The sequence below is a fragment of the Klebsiella sp. CN_Kp106 genome (assembly GCF_040064575.1).
Lineage (GTDB): Bacteria > Pseudomonadota > Gammaproteobacteria > Enterobacterales > Enterobacteriaceae > Klebsiella > Klebsiella michiganensis.
This window is the reverse complement of sequence record NZ_JBEAIG010000060.1, coordinates 1-19,449: the sequence shown is the minus strand read 5'-3', so window position 1 is coordinate 19,449 and position 19,449 is coordinate 1. Positions and strand designations below refer to the sequence as shown.

The window sequence follows — 19,449 nt, the reverse complement described above, 5'->3', positions numbered from 1 at the left end:
AAAAACAATAGAACAACGCCCTCACTTCGCTGCTTACGCCACGAGAGATCAATGAAATACGATGAGAACTAATTATTAAAGTACGATCGCGGTCATAATTTAACAAATAAACAAAATTTCATAACGGCAAAATAAGCATAGATAATTGCCAGCGCTCCTTTCCGCGTTAAAAATCTGCTACGTATCAGGCCGTTTATTTTTATCGTTCGTCTTATCCTGCACTTTACAAAAAAGGTGTTATTATTATGAAGATAAAGAACCTTTGCCTAACGCTCTGTGCTTCACTCCTCCTCACCAGCCTGTCGGGCATTGCGAAAGAAGTCAAAATTGGCATGGCGATTGACGACCTGCGCCTTGAGCGCTGGCAAAAAGATCGCGATATTTTTGTCAATAAAGCTGAATCATTAGGTGCAAAAGTATTCGTCCAGTCAGCCAATGGCAACGAAGAAACGCAAATGTCGCAAATCGAAAATATGATTAATCGCGGCGTCGACGTTCTGGTTATTATTCCCTATAACGGTCAGGTGCTGAGTAATGTGATAAAAGAGGCTAAACAGGAGGGAATTAAAGTTCTCGCCTACGATCGTCTCATCAATAACGCCGACATTGATTTCTATATTTCGTTTAATAATGAGAAAGTTGGCGAAATGCAGGCGCAAAGCCTGGTCAATAAAGTGCCTCAGGGCAACTATTTCTTAATGGGCGGCTCGCCGGTAGACAATAACGCCAAGCTTTTCCGCGCCGGCCAAATGAAAGTTCTTAAGCCCTATATTGATGAAGGAAAAATTAAGGTCGTCGGCGATCAGTGGGTCGACGGATGGCTGCCAGAAAATGCGTTGAAGATTATGGAAAACGCCCTGACCGCCAATAATAACAAAATTGATGCGGTCGTCGCCTCTAACGATGCCACCGCCGGCGGCGCCATTCAGGCGTTAAGCGCCCAGGGGCTCGCAGGCAAAGTGGCGATTTCCGGCCAGGATGCCGACCTCGCCGGCGTGAAGCGCATTATCGCTGGCACTCAGACGATGACCGTTTACAAACCGATCGCTGACCTTGCCACCACCGCAGCAGAGATCGCCGTCGAACTGGGCAACGATAAGCAGCCGAAGGCCGACGCCACGCTCAACAACGGCCTCAAAGATGTGCCGTCCCGGCTGCTGACGCCCATTGAGGTCAATAAAGACAACATTGACCAGACGGTGATCAAAGACGGTTTCCACAAAAAAAGCGAGCTGTAATCTCTGACGCCCTCTCCCGGGGGCGTTGCCCCATCCAGCCGGATATCGCTTATGTGGAGTCTCTATGTCCTGGTTACTCGAAATGAAAAACATTACTAAAACCTTCGGTACGGTGAAGGCGATTGATAATGTCAGTCTGCGGCTTAACGCCGGAGAAGTGGTCTCGCTGTGCGGCGAAAACGGCTCCGGTAAATCCACGCTCATGAAGGTCCTTTGCGGAATATATCCGCACGGTAGCTATGAGGGAGAGATTATTTTTTCCGGGGAAACGTTGCGGCCGGGCCATATACGCGATACCGAGCGCAAAGGGATTGCCATCATTCATCAGGAGCTGGCGCTGGTAAAACATCTGACCGTTCTGGAGAATATTTTTCTCGGCGCGGAGATCTCCCGCCACGGTCTGCTGGATTACGAAACCATGACCTTACGCTGCGAAAAGCTGCTGGCCCAGGTCAATTTAGCCATATCACCCGATACCCGCGTCGGCGATTTGGGCCTTGGCCAGCAGCAGCTGGTCGAAATAGCAAAAGCGCTGAATAAACAGGTACGGTTGTTAATTCTCGACGAACCCACCGCCTCGCTAACGGAACAGGAGACGGCAGTTCTGCTGAATATTATTCGCGATCTGCAAAATCACGGTATTGCCTGTATTTACATTTCCCACAAGCTCAATGAAGTCAAAGCCATCTCCGACACCATCTGCGTGATCCGCGATGGGCAGCATATCGGTACCCGTAACGCTGACGGCATGAACGAAGATGACATTATCACCATGATGGTCGGCCGCGAGCTTACCGCCCTCTATCCGAGCGAAGCCCACAGCTGCGGCGAGGAAATCCTGCGGGTGGAAAACCTGACGGCCTGGCACCCGGTGAATCGCCATATTAAGCGGGTTAATGACGTCTCCTTTTCGCTGCGGCGCGGGGAAATACTGGGGATCGCCGGGCTGGTCGGCGCGGGCCGTACCGAAGCGGTCCAGTGCCTGTTCGGCGTCTGGCCGGGCCGCTGGCAGGGAAAAATCTTTATTGATGGCCAGCAGGTGACGATTCACAGCTGTCAGCAGGCTATTGCGCAGGGCATCGCCATGGTACCGGAAGACAGAAAGAAAGACGGTATTGTGCCGGTCATGGCAGTGGGTAAAAACATCACCCTCGCCGCGTTAAACCAGTTTACCGGTCCGCTGAGCAGCCTTGACGATGCCGGAGAGCAGCACTGTATTCAGCAATCCATCCAGCGTTTGAAGATCAAAACCTCATCGCCGGAGCTGGCGATCGGTCGCCTGAGCGGCGGCAATCAGCAAAAGGCGATCCTCGCCCGCTGCCTGCTGCTGAACCCGCGCATTCTGATACTCGATGAGCCCACCCGCGGCATCGACATCGGCGCCAAGTACGAAATCTACAAGCTGATTAATCAGCTGGTGCAGCAGGGGATCGCCGTCATTGTCATTTCATCCGAACTACCCGAAGTGCTGGGGCTAAGCGACCGGGTGCTGGTGATGCATGAAGGTAAATTGAAGGCTAATTTGATCAACCAGGGCCTGACCCAGGAACAGGTGATGGAAGCCGCACTGAGGAGCGAACGCCATGTCGAAGAACACGTCGTCTGAAATGAAACTCACCCCGCCTGCCGCTGGCGCGCTATCGGGGCTGAAGGGGATGAACCTCCAGGTATTCGTGATGATCGCCGCTATCGTGGCCATTATGCTGTTTTTCACCTGGACCACCGAAGGCGCTTATCTGAGCGCGCGTAATATCTCCAACCTGCTGCGCCAGACCGCCATTACCGGCATTCTCGCGGTCGGCATGGTGTTTGTGATTATTTCCGCCGAGATCGATCTCTCCGTCGGCTCAATGATGGGGCTGCTCGGCGGCGCAGCGGCAATATTTGATGTCTGGCTGGGCTGGCCGCTACCGCTGACCATTGTGGTCACCCTGGCGCTTGGCCTGCTGCTGGGGGCCTGGAACGGTTGGTGGGTTGCCTATCGTAAAGTCCCCTCGTTTATCGTGACGCTCGCCGGCATGCTGGCATTTCGCGGTATTTTGATAGGCATTACCAACGGGACCACCGTCTCTCCCACCAGCCCGGCGATGTCGCAAATCGGCCAGAGCTATCTGCCTGATGGCATTGGCTTTGGTATCGGCGTGGCGGGCATGGCGGCCTTTATCATCTGGCAGTGGCGCGGCCGTATGCGACGTCAGGCTCTCGGCCTCTCCACGCCCGCCTCCGCTTCAGCCGTTGGCCGCCAGACGATTACCGCCGTTATTGTACTGGGCGCCATCTGGCTGTTAAACGACTATCGCGGCGTCCCGACGCCGGTACTGATTCTCGCCGCGCTGCTGCTGGCGGGCATGTTTATGGCCACCCGTACCGCGTTTGGGCGCCGCATCTACGCCATCGGCGGCAACCTGGAGGCCGCGCGTCTATCCGGCATTAGCGTGGAACGCACCAAGCTGGCGGTGTTCGCCATTAATGGCCTGATGGTGGCGATTGCCGGGTTGATTCTCAGCTCGCGTCTTGGCGCCGGTTCCCCTTCCGCCGGCAACATCGCCGAACTGGACGCCATCGCCGCCTGCGTGATCGGCGGTACCAGCCTCGCCGGCGGCGTCGGCAGCGTCGCGGGCGCGGTCATGGGCGCTTTTATCATGTCCGCGCTGGACAACGGCATGAGCATGATGGACGTCGCCACCTTCTGGCAGTACATCGTTAAAGGGGTCATTTTATTGCTCGCTGTATGGATGGATTCCGCCACGAAACGCCGAAGCTGAGGGCTGTGAAAAAAAATGCCCGAATTATTTGCGCTACCGCCAAACTTAGGCACAAGTAGCTTGAAAAAATCCGGGCATTGGCCGGTATTGTATGGCCTGCAAGAGAGACCAGGAACAACACTATGTTTGAAAAGCGTCACCGTATTACGCTGTTATTCAATGCCAACAAAGCCTACGATCGCCAGGTCGTTGAGGGCGTCGGCGAATATTTACAAGCATCGCAACTGGAATGGGATATCTTCATTGAGGAAGATTTTCGGGCACGAATTGAAAACATCAAGGAGTGGTTAGGCGACGGCGTTATTGCCGATTACGACGATCCGGAAATTGAAAACCTGCTGATCGACGTGAATGTTCCGATTGTCGGCGTCGGCGGCTCCTTCCACCGCCCGGAGTGCTATCCGCCGGTTCACTATATCGCCACCGACAACGCCGCGCTGGTCGAGAGCGCCTTCCTGCATCTGAAGGAAAAGGGCATTAACCGCTTTGCCTTTTACGGCCTGCCCGCTTCCAGCTGTAAAGGCTGGGCCGCCGAGCGCGAGCACGCGTTTTGCCAGCTGGTCGCCAGAGAGAAATATCGCGGCGTGGTCTATCAGGGGCTCGAGACGGCGCCGGAAAACTGGCAGCATGCGCAAAACCGCCTCGCCGACTGGCTGCAAACCCTACCGCCGCAAACCGGCATCATCGCCGTTACCGACGCCCGCGCGCGCCACGTATTACAGGCCTGCGAGCGGCTGCATATCCCCGTCCCGGAAAAGCTGTGCGTTATCGGCATAGATAACGAAGAGCTTACCCGCTACCTGTCGCGCGTGGCGCTCTCCTCCGTTGCGCAGGGCACCCGTCAGATGGGCTACCAGGCGGCAAAGCTGCTGCATCGCCTGCTGGAGAATGAAGAGCTGCCGCTTCAGCGTCAGCTTATCCCGCCGATGCGCGTGGTAGAACGCCGCTCCACCGACTACCGTTCGCTCACTGATCCTTCGGTCATTCAGGCGATGCACTATATCCGTAACCACGCCTGTAAAGGGATTAAAGTTGAGCAGGTGCTGGACGCCGTGGGTATTTCCCGCTCGAATCTGGAAAAGCGCTTCAAAGAGGAAGTCGGCGAAACCATTCATACGGTGATCCACAGCGAGAAGCTGGAAAAAGCGCGCAGTCTGCTGGTATCAACCACCCTATCGATTAACGAAATCTCCCAGATGTGCGGCTATCCATCGCTGCAGTATTTCTATTCGGTGTTTAAGAAAGAGTACGACGTGACGCCGAAGGAGTACCGCGACCGGCACAGCGAAGTCATGATGTAGCGCGCAAAGAAAAATGCCCGGGCTTACGCACCGGGCATCAATGATGACATGTAAGAGCAATTACATGTGCGCGGCTATCAACCGCTGGTTATCCTGATACATCGCGAAGAGATAGTTGTTATAGCTCGACCCTTTGGTCGAATAGCCCTTCAGCTTATGAATCATCGTGCTGGCGGTCACTTCCTGATCGGCTTTACGCAGCTGCGCACGCGATTTACGGAACGACGAGTAGGCCGGATGCGTATTCAGATTTCGGACATAGGCCTGAACGGACTCTTCCACCGAATCAAACTGGGAGTAGCCCTTCACCGCACCGCGGCAGTTTCCACCGCCACACTTCATACCAAATAAATTGTTGTTCACCCGCGCCAGCTTTGACGTTCCCCAGCCGCTTTCCGCCGCTGCCATGGTAGCGACCATGCTATTCGGGATAATGTCGACGCGCTCAAGCAGCGAGTTCCATGGAATATGGCGAGTATTGCCGGACCACTTCACTTTATAGCGAGAGGCGATCTCTTTCAGCCGCGTACGCTCGCTCGGCGACCAGCGCGCATCGTACTGCTTGGAAACAAGCCAGTTACGATCGGCGGTAATCACCTGATTCTGTTTCGTAATGTAAGGCATTACCGTCCGGAGAAACGCTTTTTTCCTTGGTGTCCCGGAAGGGTATTTTCGCAAATCAGGAAGTGAACTGCTCTTTACACTATTGCGAGAATACTCTTGTTTACTGCTTACCTTGCTTACTTTAACGGTGCTTTTCTTCTTAACTATTGGGGCTTTATGACTCGTTGTTGCTGTGTGTGTTGTTGCCAGCACACTACCTGAAAATATGCAGGTAAGTAACATGAGTATCGCGGCCCCATATCGTCGAATGGGAGTCGATATCATTAGGTCTCCTGGTCGGATGCAATCATTCCAACGCCTTGTTTTTCACAAAAAATCGATAGTTGAATCGCGAATAGTATCAAAAATACCCAGATGACGCACCCACAGAAATAGTCCAATTCCGAAAAGCTGTCATCTGAAATCGGTTTCCGCCCCATGACAACAGTACAAAAATGCGACAACCCTCGCATTTTTTGCTTGTTTTTTGAACGCGATCACTCACCCTTTTTCATCCTCCCTGGAAAAGCGCCGGTGGGATGAGTTCATTAGACAGCCAGACGCGCAAACTGAACAAAAAACCGCACACAGGACTCCGGAATGAAACTCGCTGCGCTTGCGTCGCTGCTGTTGCCTGGGATGGCCTTCGCCGCCTGGACTACCGCAGATTTCCCCGCCTTTACCGAAGAAGGCACCAGCAGATTTATCAGTCAAAACGAGGTAGCAAAGGGTACGCGCCCTCTGCGGATTAATTTTGACCAACAGTGCTGGCAGCCTGCCGGCGCGATCAAGCTCAACCAGATGCTGTCTATGGAACCTTGCCGCGATCCGGCGCCGCAGTGGCGCGTATTCCGCGATGGCCGCTATACCCTGGAAGTCGATACCCGTTCAGGTACGCCAACCATGATGGTCTCTCTGGAGGAGAAACAGACCGCCGCCGCCGCGCCGCAGATGAAGCAGTGTCCGAAATGGGATGGCAAGCCGCTCACCATTGACGTCAGCAAGTCCTTCGCCGAAGGCAGTAAAGTTCGCGATTTCTACAGCGGTAATATCGCGACCGTCAGCGGCGGTAAAGTTACCCTCCAGCCGGCGTTTAACAGCAATGGTCTGCTGCTGCTTGAACGCGCGGAAACGGAAGCCGCCGCGCCGTTCAACTGGCATAACGCCACCGTCTATTTCGTGCTGACCGATCGCTTTGTCAACGGCAACCCGGCCAACGACAATAGCTATGGCCGCCACAAAGACGGCATGCAGGAAATTGGCACCTTCCACGGCGGCGACCTGCAGGGCCTGACCAGCAAACTGGATTACATCCAGCAGCTCGGCGTTAACGCGCTCTGGATCAGTTCGCCGCTGGAACAAATCCACGGCTGGGTCGGCGGCGGTACGAAAGGCGATTTCCCGCACTACGCCTATCACGGCTATTACACCCAGGACTGGACGAAGCTGGATGCCAATATGGGAACGGAAGACGATCTGCGCCGCCTCGTCGATGAGGCCCACAAGCGCGGGATCCGCATTCTGTTCGACGTGGTGATGAACCATACCGGCTACGCGACCCTGGCCGATATGCAGGAGTTTCAGTTTGGCTCGCTGTACATCCAGGGCGATGAGCTGAAAAAGACCCTCGGAGAGCGCTGGACCGACTGGAAGCCCCGCGCGGGACAAAGCTGGCACAGCTTTAACGACTACATTAACTTCAGCGACAAAGCCGGTTGGGAAAAATGGTGGGGTAAAAAGTGGATCCGCACCGATATTGGCGATTACGACAACCCCGGATTTGATGACCTGACGATGTCGCTGGCCTTCCTTCCGGATCTGAAAACCGAATCCACGGCGCCATCCGGCCTGCCAAACTTCTATCGCCATAAGCCGGATACCGCGGCCAAAGCGATCCCCGGCTATACGCCGCGCGATTATCTGACCCACTGGCTGAGCCAATGGGTGCGCGACTACGGCATCGACGGCTTCCGCGTCGATACCGCCAAGCACGTCGAGCAGGCCGCCTGGCTGCAGTTAAAAACCCAGGCCACTGAAGCGCTGGCGGAATGGAAAAAAGCCAATCCGGATAAAGCGCTGGATAACGCGCCGTTCTGGATGACCGGCGAGGCCTGGGGCCACGGCGTGATGCAGAGCGACTACTATCGCCACGGTTTTGACGCAATGCTGAATTTTGATTATCAGGATCAGGCGGCGAAAGCGACAAGCTGCCTGGCGAATATCGACCTGACCTGGCAACATATGGCAGAGAAGCTTCAGGATTTCAATGTGTTAAGCTATCTTTCCTCGCACGATACCAGCCTGTTCCGCGAAGGCGGCAGCACGGCGGCGGAATTGCTGCTGCTCGCGCCTGGCGCAGTGCAGATCTTCTACGGCGATGAATCCTCGCGGCCGTTCGGCCCGACCGGCTCCGATCCGCTACAGGGGACGCGCTCAGATATGAACTGGCAGGACGTCAACGGCAAAGCCGCGCGCAGCGTGACCCACTGGGAGAAACTGGGCCAGTTCCGCGCCCGTCATCCGGCGATTGGCATGGGTAAACAAACCACCCTATCGATGGCGAAAGGCTACGGCTTTATTCGCGAGAACGGCGATGACAAAGTGATGGTGGTATGGGCAGGTCAGCAGTAGTCTTCTGACCCAAGGCTCCCCTGACACTCGGGGGAGCTGCTTCAGAACAAAAATCCAAAATATCTTCCTTTAGCAGCATAAAAACAAAATATCTCACTGATACCTCGATTTGCACCCTGTCTGCGCTGGCGTTATGGTTACCCACTTTCCTGGAATACCGACAGACTAATCGCGATGACATTTTCACTTTTTGGCGACAAATTTACCCGTCATTCGGGCATCACCCGCTTGATGGAAGACCTCAATGACGGCCTGCGTACCCCGGGCGCCATCATGCTGGGCGGCGGCAATCCCGCGCAGATTCCGGAAATGAATGATTACTTCCATAGCCTGCTGGCCGACATGCTGAACAGCGGCAAAGCCCTTGATGCGCTTTGTAATTATGACGGTCCGCAGGGTAAAAGCGAGCTGCTGGCCCTGCTGGCGCAGATGCTGCGTGATGAACTGGGTTGGGAGATCGAACCACAGAATATTGCACTGACAAACGGCAGTCAGAGCGCGTTTTTCTACTTGTTTAACCTCTTCGCAGGCCGTCGCGCGGATGGAACCACCCGTAAAGTGCTGTTTCCGTTGACGCCCGAGTACATCGGCTACGCCGATGCCGGCCTCGAAGAAGATCTGTTTGTCGCCACCCGCCCGAACATTGAACTACTGCCGGAAGGCCAGTTTAAATACCACGTGGATTTCGAACATTTGCAGGTCACGGACGAGACGGGAATGATCTGCGTTTCCCGCCCCACCAACCCAACGGGCAACGTGATCACCGACGATGAGCTGATCAAGCTGGATGCGCTGGCCAACCAGCACGGCATCCCGTTGGTGATTGATAACGCCTACGGCGTTCCGTTCCCGGGGATTATTTTCAGCGACGCCAGGCCGCTGTGGAATCCGAATATCGTGCTGTGCATGAGCCTCTCCAAGCTGGGCCTGCCGGGTAGCCGCTGCGGGATTATCATCGCTAACGAAAAAATCATCACCGCCATCAGCAATATGAACGGCATTATCAGCCTCGCCCCCGGCGGAATGGGGCCGGCCATGATGTGCGAGATGATTAAACGCAACGATCTTCTGCGCCTGTCGGAAACGGTGATTAAGCCGTTCTACTACCAGCGCGTTCAGGAGACTATTGCCATTATTCGCCGCTATTTGCCGGAAGATCGCTGCCTGATTCATAAACCGGAAGGCGCGATTTTTCTCTGGCTATGGTTTAAGGATCTGCCGATTTCTACCGAGCTGCTGTACCAGCGCCTGAAAAAGCGCGGCGTCCTGATGGTACCGGGCGACTATTTCTTCCCTGGCCTGGATAAACCGTGGCCGCACACGCATCAGTGCATGCGCATGAACTATGTGCCGGACCCGGAGAAGATTGAAGCAGGCGTGAAGATTCTCGCCGAAGAAGTTGAACGCGCATGGGGTGAACAGGACGCGTAAACGAGCGCCAGAATCCTGAATAATCCAGATATATTCCCGGCTCGCGCTGCGCTCAGCCGGGCTACAGGCTTCCAGCGTTCTGCGGACAGGCAGCGCCGCCTCCGGGAACACGCCGTAAGAAGGCATCATCGCTACATCGCCAGCGCCATCCGCTGGCGACGTTCAGCGGCTATTCTCTCCAGCTCCATCGGTTCCATGCAGCGCAGCGCCTGCGTCGGGCATGCCGCCACGCAGGCCGGGCCTTCTTCCCGATGGCTGCACAAATCGCACTTCAGCGCCTGTACGCCCTCCTCCACCCGCATCACCGTCATCGCGCCATAGGGGCACGCCACCATGCAGCTTTTGCAGCCGATGCAGCGGCGCTGATCCACGCGCCAGACCGAATTTTCCCGGCGGATAGCGCCCTCGGGGCAGACGTTGGCGCAGGGCGCATCTTCACACTGGCGGCAAAGCGTCGCCGTCGAGAGTTCGTCATTTTTCACCACGCGGATCCGCGGCGCAAAGCGCATGGCGGAAACGCCAGAACAGTCCTGGTCCCGCTGATGGGATACCACGCAGGCGACTTCACAGGTACGACAGCCGATGCACTTTTGCGCATCCGCGATAATAAACCGGTTCATCCTTGCTCCACTGGGGATAAAAACGCAGAGTGCCAGAAAAAACCGCTTCCGCGCCTTGATCCTGAATGGAGTCAGCGGCGTTTTCTCTCAGATGCCCGGGACAATTTGGTCATCTGCCTTACCCTTCCCGCACGGAAAAGCCCAGTTCGCGGGAAATCGCCTCTGCCGTATCGCGCAGCGGCTTGAGTAAATTCTTCTCTCCTACCTGCTTGAGGCGCGATGTTGATAAGGAGATAGAAATGGCATAAGGCACGCGTCCATGAATATCGAAAACCGGGACCGCCAGGCAGGACACGCCCAACTCGTTCTCTTCCCTGTCCATCGCCATATTACGCTCGCGGATCTGCGCCAGCTCATCATGCATCGCAGGTAAGCCGGTAATGGTATTCCGGGTCAGCGGCTGAATAATATCCTGGTGTGAATTCCAGTAGCTCTCAACGTAGTCAGGATGGCCAAACGCCATATAAATCTTGCCCATTGCCGAGCAGTACAGCGGCATATGCTGGCCAATATAGGCGCGCGTACGCAGCATGCCGGTGGTCGGCTCCAGCTTATAAATCAGGATAGCGTGGTCATCTTCACGGCTGGAGAAGTTCACCGTCTCGCCGGTGGCCAGGTTGAGCGCCTCAAGATGCGGCGCCGCGACGTGGATGATATTGAGCGACGACAAAGCCTTTTGGCCAACGGCGATAAACTTTGTCGTCAGACGATAGCTCCCCGCCGCCGGGGCTGGCGTCACGTAGCCGCAGGATTGCAGCCCCTGCAATAAGCGATGAACGGTGCTTTTGTTCAGGCCCGCCAGTTCCGACAGATGCGCCAGCGGGCATCCGTTTGGGTAATTACTCAGGATCTCAATCAGCATCAACCCACGAAAAAGGCTCTGGCTTCCGGCAGGCCTCTCTTTGTCTTGCGTTACATCGCTCTCTTTTGTGCCCATCGTTTCCGCTCCCCGTTTTTGTCGCGTTCAGATGGTAGCGCAAAGTGTGTTTCAGTTCACGATCTGAACCGAAAAAACACAACTTTATGATTTTTATGATTTTTAAAAATAACGCTGCCCGTTGATCTGATAAAAATTGATCGCTATATTTGAAATCAGATTTCGCATAGTGAAATTTAGAGATAAAAAAGCGATCAACTCTGACCAGGGAAACAGGAATGAAAGTAACGTTTGAGCAGTTAAAAGAGGCATTCAATCGAGTACTGCTGGCGCGGGGTATCGCCGCAGAAACCGCCGATGCCTGCGCAGAAATGTTTGCCCGCACCACCGAATCCGGCGTCTATTCTCACGGCGTGAACCGCTTTCCTCGCTTCATCCAGCAGCTGGACAACGGCGACATCATCCCCGAGGCTAAACCGCAGCGGGTAACCAGCCTCGGCGCCATCGAGCAGTGGGATGCCCAGCGCTCCATCGGCAACCTGACGGCGAAAAAGATGATGGACCGGGCCATCGAACTGGCTTCCGATCACGGTATCGGCCTGGTGGCGTTACGTAACGCCAACCACTGGATGCGCGGCGGCAGCTATGGCTGGCAGGCGGCGGAAAAAGGCTACATCGGCATCTGCTGGACCAACTCTATCGCCGTTATGCCGCCGTGGGGCGCTAAGGAGTGCCGTATCGGTACCAATCCGCTGATCGTCGCCATTCCGTCAACGCCGATCACCATGGTGGATATGTCGATGTCGATGTTCTCCTACGGCATGCTGGAAGTTAACCGCCTTGCCGGCCGCGAGCTGCCCGTGGACGGCGGATTCGACGATGAAGGTCATTTGACCAAAGAACCGGGGGTTATCGAGAAAAACCGCCGTATTTTGCCGATGGGCTACTGGAAAGGTTCCGGCCTGTCGATCGTGCTGGATATGATTGCCACCCTGCTTTCCAACGGCTCTTCCGTTGCCGAAGTGACTCAGGAAAACAGCGATGAATATGGCGTTTCGCAGATCTTCATCGCCATAGAAGTGGATAAGCTGATCGATGGCGCAACCCGCGACGCCAAGCTGCAGCGAATTATGGATTTCATCACCACCGCCGAACGCGCCGATGAAAATGTGGCGGTCCGCCTGCCCGGCCATGAATTTACCCGACTGCTGGATGAAAACCGCCGCAACGGTATTACCGTCGATGACAGCGTATGGGCCAAAATTCAGGCGCTGTAAGGAGCTCACCCATGATTTTTGGCCATATTGCTCAACCGAATCCGTGTCGTCTGCCCGCGGCCATTGAACAGGCGCTTGATTTCCTGCGCACGACGGATTTTCACGCGCTGGAACCCGGCGTCGTGGAAATCGACGGCAAGAACATCTTCGCGCAGGTTATTGACTTAACCACCCGCGATGCCGCTGACAATCGTCCGGAGGTTCACCGTCGCTATCTGGATATCCAGTTTCTGGCGTGGGGTGAAGAAAAAATCGGTATCGCCATTGATACCGGCAATAATCAAATCAGCGAATCGTTGTTAGAACAGCGCGATATTATTTTCTATCACGACAGCGAACATGAATCGTTCTTTGAAATGACGCCAGGCAACTATGCGATATTTTTCCCGCAAGATGTGCATCGTCCTGGATGTAATAAAACTGTAGCCACCCCGATCCGCAAAATAGTCGTTAAGGTCGCTATTTCAGTTTTATAATAAGGAGCACAAAATGAATTCGAATAATACCGGTTACATTATCGGTGCGTACCCCTGTGCACCCTCATTTCACCAAAAGAGTGAAGAGGAAGAGACGGAATTCTGGCGGCAGCTCTCCGACACCCCGGATATTCGCGGGCTGGAGCAACCCTGCCTTGAACATCTTCATCCGCTCGGCGACGAGTGGTTATTGCGCCATACCCCGGGACACTGGCAGATTGTCGTTACCGCCATCATGGAAACCATGCGCCGCCGCGGTGAAAACGGCGGCTTTGGGCTGGCATCCAGCGACGAAGAGCAGCGCAAAGCCTGCGTGGAGTACTATCGTCACCTGCAGCAGAAGATCGCTAAAATCAATGGTAAGACCGCCGGAAAGGTCATTGCCCTTGAGCTTCACGCCGCCCCGCTGGCGGGCAATGCCAACGTGGATCAGGCTACCGATGCCTTTGCCCGTTCATTAAAAGAGATTACCCGCTGGGACTGGTCCTGCGAGCTGGTGCTGGAGCACTGCGACGCGATGACCGGCACCGCGCCGCGCAAAGGATTTTTGCCGTTAGAAAACGTGCTGGAAGCCATTGCCGACTACGACATCAGCATCTGTATCAACTGGGCGCGCTCTGCCATTGAAGGGCGGAATACCGTTCTACCGCTCACCCATACGCAGCAGGCAAAACGGGCAGGGAAGCTCGGCGCGCTGATGTTTTCCGGCACGACGCAAACCGGCGAGTACGGCGAATGGCAGGATTTACACGCGCCGTTCGCGCCTTTCTGCCCGCAGGGCCTGATGACCACCGACCACGCTCGTGAATTATTTGCCTGCGCAGGAGACGATCCCCTGCAATTCTCAGGTATCAAATTACTGGAAATCACTGCCAGCGCAAACGTTGACCATCGCATCGCGATATTACGCGACGGCATCTCAGCGCTAAAACAAGCACAATAATAATAGCCACCTTCATCGCCAGAATATTTTTTAATATTACGAGACTATAAAGATGAATATAACCTCTAACTCTACACCCAAAGATATACCGCGCCAGCGCTGGTTAAGAATTATTCCCCCAATACTGATCACCTGTATTATTTCTTATATGGACCGGGTCAATATTGCCTTTGCCATGCCCGGCGGCATGGATGCCGACTTAGGTATTTCCGCCACCATGGCGGGGCTGGCGGGCGGTATTTTCTTTATCGGTTATCTATTTTTACAGGTTCCCGGCGGGAAAATTGCCGTTCACGGCAGCGGTAAGAAATTTATCGGCTGGTCGCTGGTCGCCTGGGCGGTTATCTCCGTGCTGACGGGGTTAATTACCAATCAGTACCAGCTTCTGGCCCTGCGCTTCTTACTAGGCGTGGCGGAAGGCGGCATGCTGCCGGTCGTTCTCACCATGATCAGTAACTGGTTCCCTGATGCGGAACGCGGTCGCGCCAACGCGATTGTCATTATGTTCGTGCCGATTGCCGGGATTATCACCGCCCCGCTCTCAGGCTGGATTATCACGGTTCTCGACTGGCGCTGGCTGTTTATTATCGAAGGTTTGCTCTCGCTGGTTGTTTTGGTTCTGTGGACCTACACCATCTATGACCGGCCGCAGGAAGCGCGCTGGATCTCTAAAGCAGAGCAGAACTATCTGGTCGAGACGCTGGCCGCAGAGCAACGGGCCATTGCCGGCACCGAGGTGAAAAACGCCTCTCTGAGCGCCGTTCTCTCCGACAAAACCATGTGGCAGCTTATCGCCCTGAACTTCTTCTACCAGACCGGCATTTACGGCTACACCCTGTGGCTGCCCACCATTCTGAAAGAATTAACCCACAGCAGCATGGGGCAGGTCGGGATGCTCGCCATTCTGCCGTACGTCGGCGCCATTGCCGGGATGTTCCTGTTCTCTTCTCTTTCAGACCGAACCGGTAAACGCAAGCTGTTCGTCTGCCTGCCGCTGATTGGCTTCGCTCTGTGCATGTTCCTGTCGGTGGCGCTGAAAAATCAAATATGGCTCTCCTATGCCGCGCTGGTCGGCTGCGGATTCTTCCTGCAATCGGCGGCTGGCGTGTTCTGGACCATCCCGGCACGTCTGTTCAGCGCTGAAATGGCGGGCGGCGCGCGCGGGGTTATCAACGCGCTTGGCAACCTCGGCGGATTTTGTGGCCCTTATGCGGTCGGGGTTCTGATCACGCTGTACAGCAAAGACGCCGGCGTTTATTGCCTGGCGATCTCCCTGGCGCTGGCCGCGCTGATGGCGCTACTGCTGCCGGCGAAATGCGATGCCGGTGCTGCGCCGGTAAAGACGATAAACCCACACAAACGCACTGCGTAAAATCGAGCCCGGCGGCGCTGCGCCTGCCGGGTCTGCGAAATATGCCGGGTCCTCCCGGCAAGAATGAGATGCGAAAGATGAGCAAGAAACAGGCCTTCTGGCTGGGTATTGATTGTGGCGGCACGTATCTGAAAGCCGGTTTATATGATGCCGAAGGTCATGAACATGGCATTGTGCGGCAAGCGCTACAGACGATGTCGCCCCTGCCGGGTTACGCCGAACGCGACATGCATCAGCTCTGGCAACACTGCGCGGCAACCATTGCCGGACTATTACAACAGGCAGGGGTATCCGGTGAACAGATTAAAGGCGTGGGCATCTCCGCTCAGGGTAAGGGTCTCTTTCTCCTCGATAAGCAGGATCGGCCGCTGGGTAACGCCATCCTCTCGTCCGATCGTCGGGCGCTGAATATCGTTCAGCGCTGGCAGCGAGACCGAATTCCCGAACGGCTCTATCCCGTTACCCGCCAGACGCTATGGACCGGGCATCCGGCTTCTCTGCTGCGCTGGGTCAAAGAGAATGACCCCCAGCGCTACGCGCAAATTGGCTGCGTGATGATGGGGCATGACTATCTGCGCTGGTGCTTAACCGGCGTGAAAGGCTGCGAGGAGAGCAACATCTCCGAGTCCAACCTCTACAACATGTCCACGGGCCAGTACGACCCGTGTCTGACCCAATGGCTGGGGATCGGCGAAGTGGATAGCGCGCTGCCCCCCGTTATAGGGTCAGCCGAAATATGCGGGGAGATCACCGCTCAGGCAGCCGCTTTAACCGGTCTGGCGGCGGGTACTCCCGTCGTTGGCGGCCTGTTTGACGTGGTCTCCACCGCCCTTTGCGCCGGGATTGAGGATGAGTCGACCCTCAATGCGGTGATGGGGACCTGGGCCGTCACCAGCGGTATCGCTCACGGTCTGCGCGAACATGAGGCTCACCCTTACGTCTATGGCCGCTACGTCAATGACGGCCAGTATATCGTTCACGAAGCCAGCCCGACCTCATCCGGCAACCTCGAGTGGTTTACCGCCCAGTGGGGCGATCTCTCGTTTGATGAGATCAATCAGGCCGTAGCCAGTTTGCCGAAAGCCGGGAGCGAGCTGTTTTTTCTGCCGTTTCTCTACGGCAGCAACGCCGGGCTGGAGATGACCTGCGGCTTTTACGGCATGCAGGCGCTGCATACCCGCGCGCACCTGCTGCAGGCGGTTTATGAAGGCGTGGTATTCAGCCATATGACCCATCTCAACCGTATGCGCGAACGCTTTACAAGCGTTCAGGCCCTGCGCGTCACCGGCGGCCCGGCGCACTCCGACGTCTGGATGCAAATGCTGGCGGACGTCAGCGGCTTACGCGTTGAACTGCCGCAGGTGGAAGAGACCGGCTGCTTTGGCGCTGCCCTCGCGGCGCGCGTCGGCACCGACGTATACCGCAGCTTTAGCGAAGCCCGGCGCGCCCGGCAGCACCCGGTACGCACGCTGCTGCCCGATATGACCGCCCACGCACGCTATCAGCGCAAATACCGCCACTACCAGGATTTGATTGAGGCACTACAGGGCTATCACGCCCGTATTAAGGAGCACGCATTATGAGCCGACCATTACTGCAGCTGGCGCTGGACCACACCAGCCTTCAGGCTGCGCAGCGCGATGTCGCCCTGCTACAGGATCACGTTGATATCGTGGAGGCGGGGACCATCCTCTGTTTGACCGAGGGGCTTAACGCAGTTACAGCCCTGCGCACCCAGTGTCCGCAGAAGATCATCGTCGCCGACTGGAAAGTCGCCGACGCCGGTGAAACCCTGGCGCAGCAGGCCTTTGGCGCTGGCGCCAACTGGATGACCATCATCTGCGCTGCGCCGCTCGCTACGGTCGAGAAAGGCCACGCCGTGGCCCAGGCCTGCGGCGGTGAAATTCAGATGGAGCTGTTCGGCAACTGGACGCTGGATGACGCCCGCGCCTGGTACCGTACCGGCGTCTATCAGGCGATTTACCATCGCGGACGCGATGCCCAGGCCAGCGGGCAGCAGTGGGGGGAGGCGGATCTGGCGCGCATGAAAGCGCTCTCCGACATTGGCCTTGAGCTATCGATCACCGGCGGGATTACCCCGGCCGATCTGCCGCTGTTCAAGGATATCAACGTCAAAGCGTTTATTGCCGGGCGCGCGCTGGCAGGCGCTGCCCATCCGGCACGGGTTGCCGCCGAATTCCACGCGCAAATCGACGCTATCTGGGGAGAACAGCATGCGTAACCACCCGTTAGGTATTTATGAAAAAGCGCTGGCGAAGGATCTCAGCTGGCCTGAACGGCTGGTGCTGGCCAAAAGCTGCGGTTTTGATTTTGTCGAAATGTCGGTGGACGAGACCGACGAACGCCTTTCGCGCCTGGAGTGGACATCGGCCCAGCGGGCATCGCTGGTGAGCGCGATGCTGGAAACCGGCGTCGCTATTCCCTCAATGTGCCTGTCCGCCCATCGCCGTTTCCCCTTTGGCAGCCGCGACGAGGCGGTACGCGAGCGGGCGCGGGAGATTATGACCAAAGCCATCCGCCTGGCGCGCGATCTGGGGATTCGTACTATTCAGCTGGCGGGTTACGACGTCTATTACGAAGAGCACGATGAAGGCACCCGGCAGCGTTTTGCCGAAGGGCTGGCCTGGGCGGTAGAACAGGCCGCCGCCGCGCAGGTGATGCTGGCGGTGGAGATCATGGACACCGCCTTTATGAACTCCATCAGCAAATGGAAAAAGTGGGACGAGAGGCTTTCGTCACCGTGGTTTACCGTCTATCCGGACGTCGGCAACCTCAGCGCCTGGGGGAACGACGTCACCGCCGAGCTGAAACTGGGTATCGATCGTATCGCCGCCATCCACCTGAAGGACACGCTGCCCGTGACCGACGATAGCCCGGGCCAGTTCCGCGACGTGCCGTTCGGTGAAGGATGCGTTGATTTTGTCGGCATCTTTAAGACGCTGCATGAGCTGAACTACCGCGGTTCGTTTCTGATTGAGATGTGGACGGAGAAGGCCAGCGAACCGGTGCTGGAGATTATCCAGGCCCGGCGCTGGATTGAATCACGGATGCAGGAAGGAGGTTTCACATGTTAGAGCAACTGAAAGCCGAGGTGCTGGCGGCAAACCTGGCGCTCCCGGCGCACCGGCTGGTCACCTTTACCTGGGGCAACGTCAGCGCGGTGGATGAAACGCGCCGTCTGATGGTCATTAAGCCCTCCGGCGTCGAATATGAGGTGATGACCGCCGACGATATGGTGGTCGTAGAGATCGCCAGCGGTAAGATCGTTGAAGGCGCTAAAAAACCCTCTTCGGATACGCCAACGCATCTGGCCCTTTATCGTCGCTATCCGCAGATCGGCGGGATCGTGCATACCCACTCCCGCCATGCGACGATCTGGTCGCAGGCCGGTCTCGATCTCCCCGCCTGGGGCACCACCCACGCCGACTATTTTTATGGCGCCATCCCCTGCACCCGGCCGATGACCGTTGAGGAGATTAACGGGGAGTATGAGTATCAGACCGGCGAAGTGATTATCAAAACCTTTGAACAGCGCGGTCTGGATCCTGCGCAAATCCCGGCGGTATTAGTCCATTCGCACGGCCCGTTTGCCTGGGGTAAAGATGCGGCCGACGCCGTACATAACGCCGTGGTACTTGAAGAGTGCGCCTATATGGGCCTGTTCTCGCGCCAGCTGGCGCCACAGCTGCCGGATATGCAGTCTGAACTGCTCGATAAACACTACCTGCGTAAACACGGCGCGAATGCCTATTACGGGCAAAACTAACACCGCGGACTCCCGGATGGCGGCTAACGCCTTATCCGGGCTACCGGCGGTCTGCGGTCCCGTAGCCCGGGCAAGGCGCTTTGCGCCGCCCCCGGGGGAAGCGTGCAGGATGTTGCAGAATTTTCCCG

At 56.3% G+C, this 19,449-nt stretch carries 17 protein-coding genes; 14 read left to right on the top strand and 3 right to left on the bottom strand.

Annotated features, from left to right (window positions below; genetic code table 11):
• The first annotated feature begins 245 nt into the window (after positions 1 to 245).
• The 4 genes from xylF (at position 246) to xylR (ending at position 5,304) form a co-directional block, all read left to right on the top strand.
• Positions 246 to 1,238, top strand: coding sequence for a D-xylose ABC transporter substrate-binding protein (gene xylF, locus ABLU96_RS20700; protein ID WP_014227205.1), 993 nt, complete (start codon positions 246 to 248; stop codon positions 1,236 to 1,238).
• Positions 1,239 to 1,302: 64 nt separating this feature from the next.
• Positions 1,303 to 2,844, top strand: a complete 1,542-nt coding sequence (locus ABLU96_RS20695; RefSeq protein ID WP_046876786.1) for a xylose ABC transporter ATP-binding protein — start codon at positions 1,303 to 1,305, stop codon at positions 2,842 to 2,844.
• Entirely contained in the window at positions 2,822 to 4,003 is a 1,182-nt protein-coding gene (xylH, locus tag ABLU96_RS20690) for a xylose ABC transporter permease XylH (RefSeq protein ID WP_032751665.1), read from the top strand. Before ABLU96_RS20695 ends, xylH begins: the two co-directional genes overlap by 23 nt.
• A gap of 122 nt (positions 4,004 to 4,125) precedes the next feature.
• Complete coding sequence (xylR, locus tag ABLU96_RS20685) at positions 4,126 to 5,304, top strand: D-xylose utilization transcriptional activator XylR (protein ID WP_004126484.1); 1,179 nt, start codon at positions 4,126 to 4,128, stop codon at positions 5,302 to 5,304.
• Between the two features lie 60 nt (positions 5,305 to 5,364).
• Here xylR and ABLU96_RS20680 read toward each other — a convergent pair whose 3' ends face one another.
• Entirely contained in the window at positions 5,365 to 6,192 is an 828-nt protein-coding gene (locus ABLU96_RS20680; protein WP_071530269.1) for a protein bax, read from the bottom strand.
• 315 nt (positions 6,193 to 6,507) lie between these two features.
• Between ABLU96_RS20680 and ABLU96_RS20675 the strand changes: the two genes are divergently transcribed.
• Both ABLU96_RS20675 and avtA read left to right on the top strand, forming a co-directional pair.
• Entirely contained in the window at positions 6,508 to 8,538 is a 2,031-nt protein-coding gene (locus ABLU96_RS20675) for an alpha-amylase (RefSeq protein ID WP_233933051.1), read from the top strand.
• A gap of 174 nt (positions 8,539 to 8,712) precedes the next feature.
• Complete coding sequence (gene avtA / locus ABLU96_RS20670) at positions 8,713 to 9,969, top strand: valine--pyruvate transaminase (RefSeq protein ID WP_014227211.1); 1,257 nt, start codon at positions 8,713 to 8,715, stop codon at positions 9,967 to 9,969.
• Between the two features lie 131 nt (positions 9,970 to 10,100).
• On the opposite strand, the gene ABLU96_RS20665 is transcribed toward avtA, so the two are convergent.
• Both ABLU96_RS20665 and yiaJ read right to left on the bottom strand, forming a co-directional pair.
• Positions 10,101 to 10,589: a 4Fe-4S dicluster domain-containing protein gene (locus tag ABLU96_RS20665; protein WP_014227212.1), complete on the bottom strand. Its 489-nt coding sequence runs from the start codon at positions 10,587 to 10,589 to the stop codon at positions 10,101 to 10,103.
• Positions 10,590 to 10,707: 118 nt separating this feature from the next.
• Complete coding sequence (gene yiaJ, locus ABLU96_RS20660) at positions 10,708 to 11,526, bottom strand: IclR family transcriptional regulator YiaJ (protein ID WP_014839765.1); 819 nt, start codon at positions 11,524 to 11,526, stop codon at positions 10,708 to 10,710.
• Positions 11,527 to 11,744: 218 nt separating this feature from the next.
• On the opposite strand from yiaJ, the gene yiaK reads away from it, so the two are divergent.
• From yiaK to araD, 8 genes are all read left to right on the top strand, one after another.
• Positions 11,745 to 12,743, top strand: coding sequence for a 3-dehydro-L-gulonate 2-dehydrogenase (gene yiaK / locus ABLU96_RS20655; protein ID WP_014839766.1), 999 nt, complete (start codon positions 11,745 to 11,747; stop codon positions 12,741 to 12,743).
• Between the two features lie 11 nt (positions 12,744 to 12,754).
• A complete protein-coding gene (locus tag ABLU96_RS20650) occupies positions 12,755 to 13,219 on the top strand; it encodes a YhcH/YjgK/YiaL family protein (protein WP_032718798.1) in 465 nt (154 codons plus the stop codon).
• 13 nt (positions 13,220 to 13,232) lie between these two features.
• The gene (locus ABLU96_RS20645; protein ID WP_064406457.1) at positions 13,233 to 14,162 is read left to right on the top strand and encodes a DUF4862 family protein; all 930 of its coding nucleotides are present in this window, start codon (positions 13,233 to 13,235) and stop codon (positions 14,160 to 14,162) included.
• A 52-nt stretch (positions 14,163 to 14,214) separates the two neighbouring features.
• Positions 14,215 to 15,534: an MFS transporter gene (locus ABLU96_RS20640; RefSeq protein ID WP_014839769.1), complete on the top strand. Its 1,320-nt coding sequence runs from the start codon at positions 14,215 to 14,217 to the stop codon at positions 15,532 to 15,534.
• A gap of 77 nt (positions 15,535 to 15,611) precedes the next feature.
• Positions 15,612 to 17,117, top strand: a complete 1,506-nt coding sequence (locus tag ABLU96_RS20635) for an FGGY-family carbohydrate kinase (protein ID WP_064406456.1) — start codon at positions 15,612 to 15,614, stop codon at positions 17,115 to 17,117.
• Positions 17,114 to 17,776 (top strand): 3-keto-L-gulonate-6-phosphate decarboxylase UlaD, encoded by a 663-nt coding sequence (gene ulaD / locus ABLU96_RS20630; protein ID WP_064406454.1) that lies wholly within the window; start codon positions 17,114 to 17,116, stop codon positions 17,774 to 17,776. The genes ABLU96_RS20635 and ulaD overlap by 4 nt, the downstream gene beginning before the upstream one ends.
• Positions 17,769 to 18,629, top strand: coding sequence for an L-ribulose-5-phosphate 3-epimerase (locus tag ABLU96_RS20625; protein ID WP_009653713.1), 861 nt, complete (start codon positions 17,769 to 17,771; stop codon positions 18,627 to 18,629). The genes ulaD and ABLU96_RS20625 overlap by 8 nt, the downstream gene beginning before the upstream one ends.
• The gene (araD, locus tag ABLU96_RS20620; RefSeq protein ID WP_014839773.1) at positions 18,623 to 19,321 is read left to right on the top strand and encodes an L-ribulose-5-phosphate 4-epimerase; all 699 of its coding nucleotides are present in this window, start codon (positions 18,623 to 18,625) and stop codon (positions 19,319 to 19,321) included. The genes ABLU96_RS20625 and araD overlap by 7 nt, the downstream gene beginning before the upstream one ends.
• Positions 19,322 to 19,449 lie beyond the last annotated feature (128 nt).

Bases quoted from the DNA above. Each gene is read 5' to 3' on its own strand.
- ABLU96_RS20675 (WP_233933051.1), top strand. From the start codon at position 6,508: ATGAAACTCGCTGCGCTTGCGTCGCTGCTGTTGCCTGGGATGGCCTTC.
- xylR (WP_004126484.1), top strand. From the start codon at position 4,126: ATGTTTGAAAAGCGTCACCGTATTACGCTGTTATTCAATGCCAACAAA.
- xylH (WP_032751665.1), top strand. From the start codon at position 2,822: ATGTCGAAGAACACGTCGTCTGAAATGAAACTCACCCCGCCTGCCGCT.
- ABLU96_RS20695 (WP_046876786.1), top strand. From the start codon at position 1,303: ATGTCCTGGTTACTCGAAATGAAAAACATTACTAAAACCTTCGGTACG.
- yiaJ (WP_014839765.1), bottom strand. From the start codon at position 11,526: ATGGGCACAAAAGAGAGCGATGTAACGCAAGACAAAGAGAGGCCTGCC.
- ABLU96_RS20650 (WP_032718798.1), top strand. From the start codon at position 12,755: ATGATTTTTGGCCATATTGCTCAACCGAATCCGTGTCGTCTGCCCGCG.
- xylF (WP_014227205.1), top strand. From the start codon at position 246: ATGAAGATAAAGAACCTTTGCCTAACGCTCTGTGCTTCACTCCTCCTC.
- avtA (WP_014227211.1), top strand. From the start codon at position 8,713: ATGACATTTTCACTTTTTGGCGACAAATTTACCCGTCATTCGGGCATC.
- ABLU96_RS20635 (WP_064406456.1), top strand. From the start codon at position 15,612: ATGAGCAAGAAACAGGCCTTCTGGCTGGGTATTGATTGTGGCGGCACG.
- yiaK (WP_014839766.1), top strand. From the start codon at position 11,745: ATGAAAGTAACGTTTGAGCAGTTAAAAGAGGCATTCAATCGAGTACTG.
- ABLU96_RS20625 (WP_009653713.1), top strand. From the start codon at position 17,769: ATGCGTAACCACCCGTTAGGTATTTATGAAAAAGCGCTGGCGAAGGAT.
- ABLU96_RS20640 (WP_014839769.1), top strand. From the start codon at position 14,215: ATGAATATAACCTCTAACTCTACACCCAAAGATATACCGCGCCAGCGC.
- ulaD (WP_064406454.1), top strand. From the start codon at position 17,114: ATGAGCCGACCATTACTGCAGCTGGCGCTGGACCACACCAGCCTTCAG.
- araD (WP_014839773.1), top strand. From the start codon at position 18,623: ATGTTAGAGCAACTGAAAGCCGAGGTGCTGGCGGCAAACCTGGCGCTC.
- ABLU96_RS20665 (WP_014227212.1), bottom strand. From the start codon at position 10,589: ATGAACCGGTTTATTATCGCGGATGCGCAAAAGTGCATCGGCTGTCGT.
- ABLU96_RS20645 (WP_064406457.1), top strand. From the start codon at position 13,233: ATGAATTCGAATAATACCGGTTACATTATCGGTGCGTACCCCTGTGCA.
- ABLU96_RS20680 (WP_071530269.1), bottom strand. From the start codon at position 6,192: ATGATATCGACTCCCATTCGACGATATGGGGCCGCGATACTCATGTTA.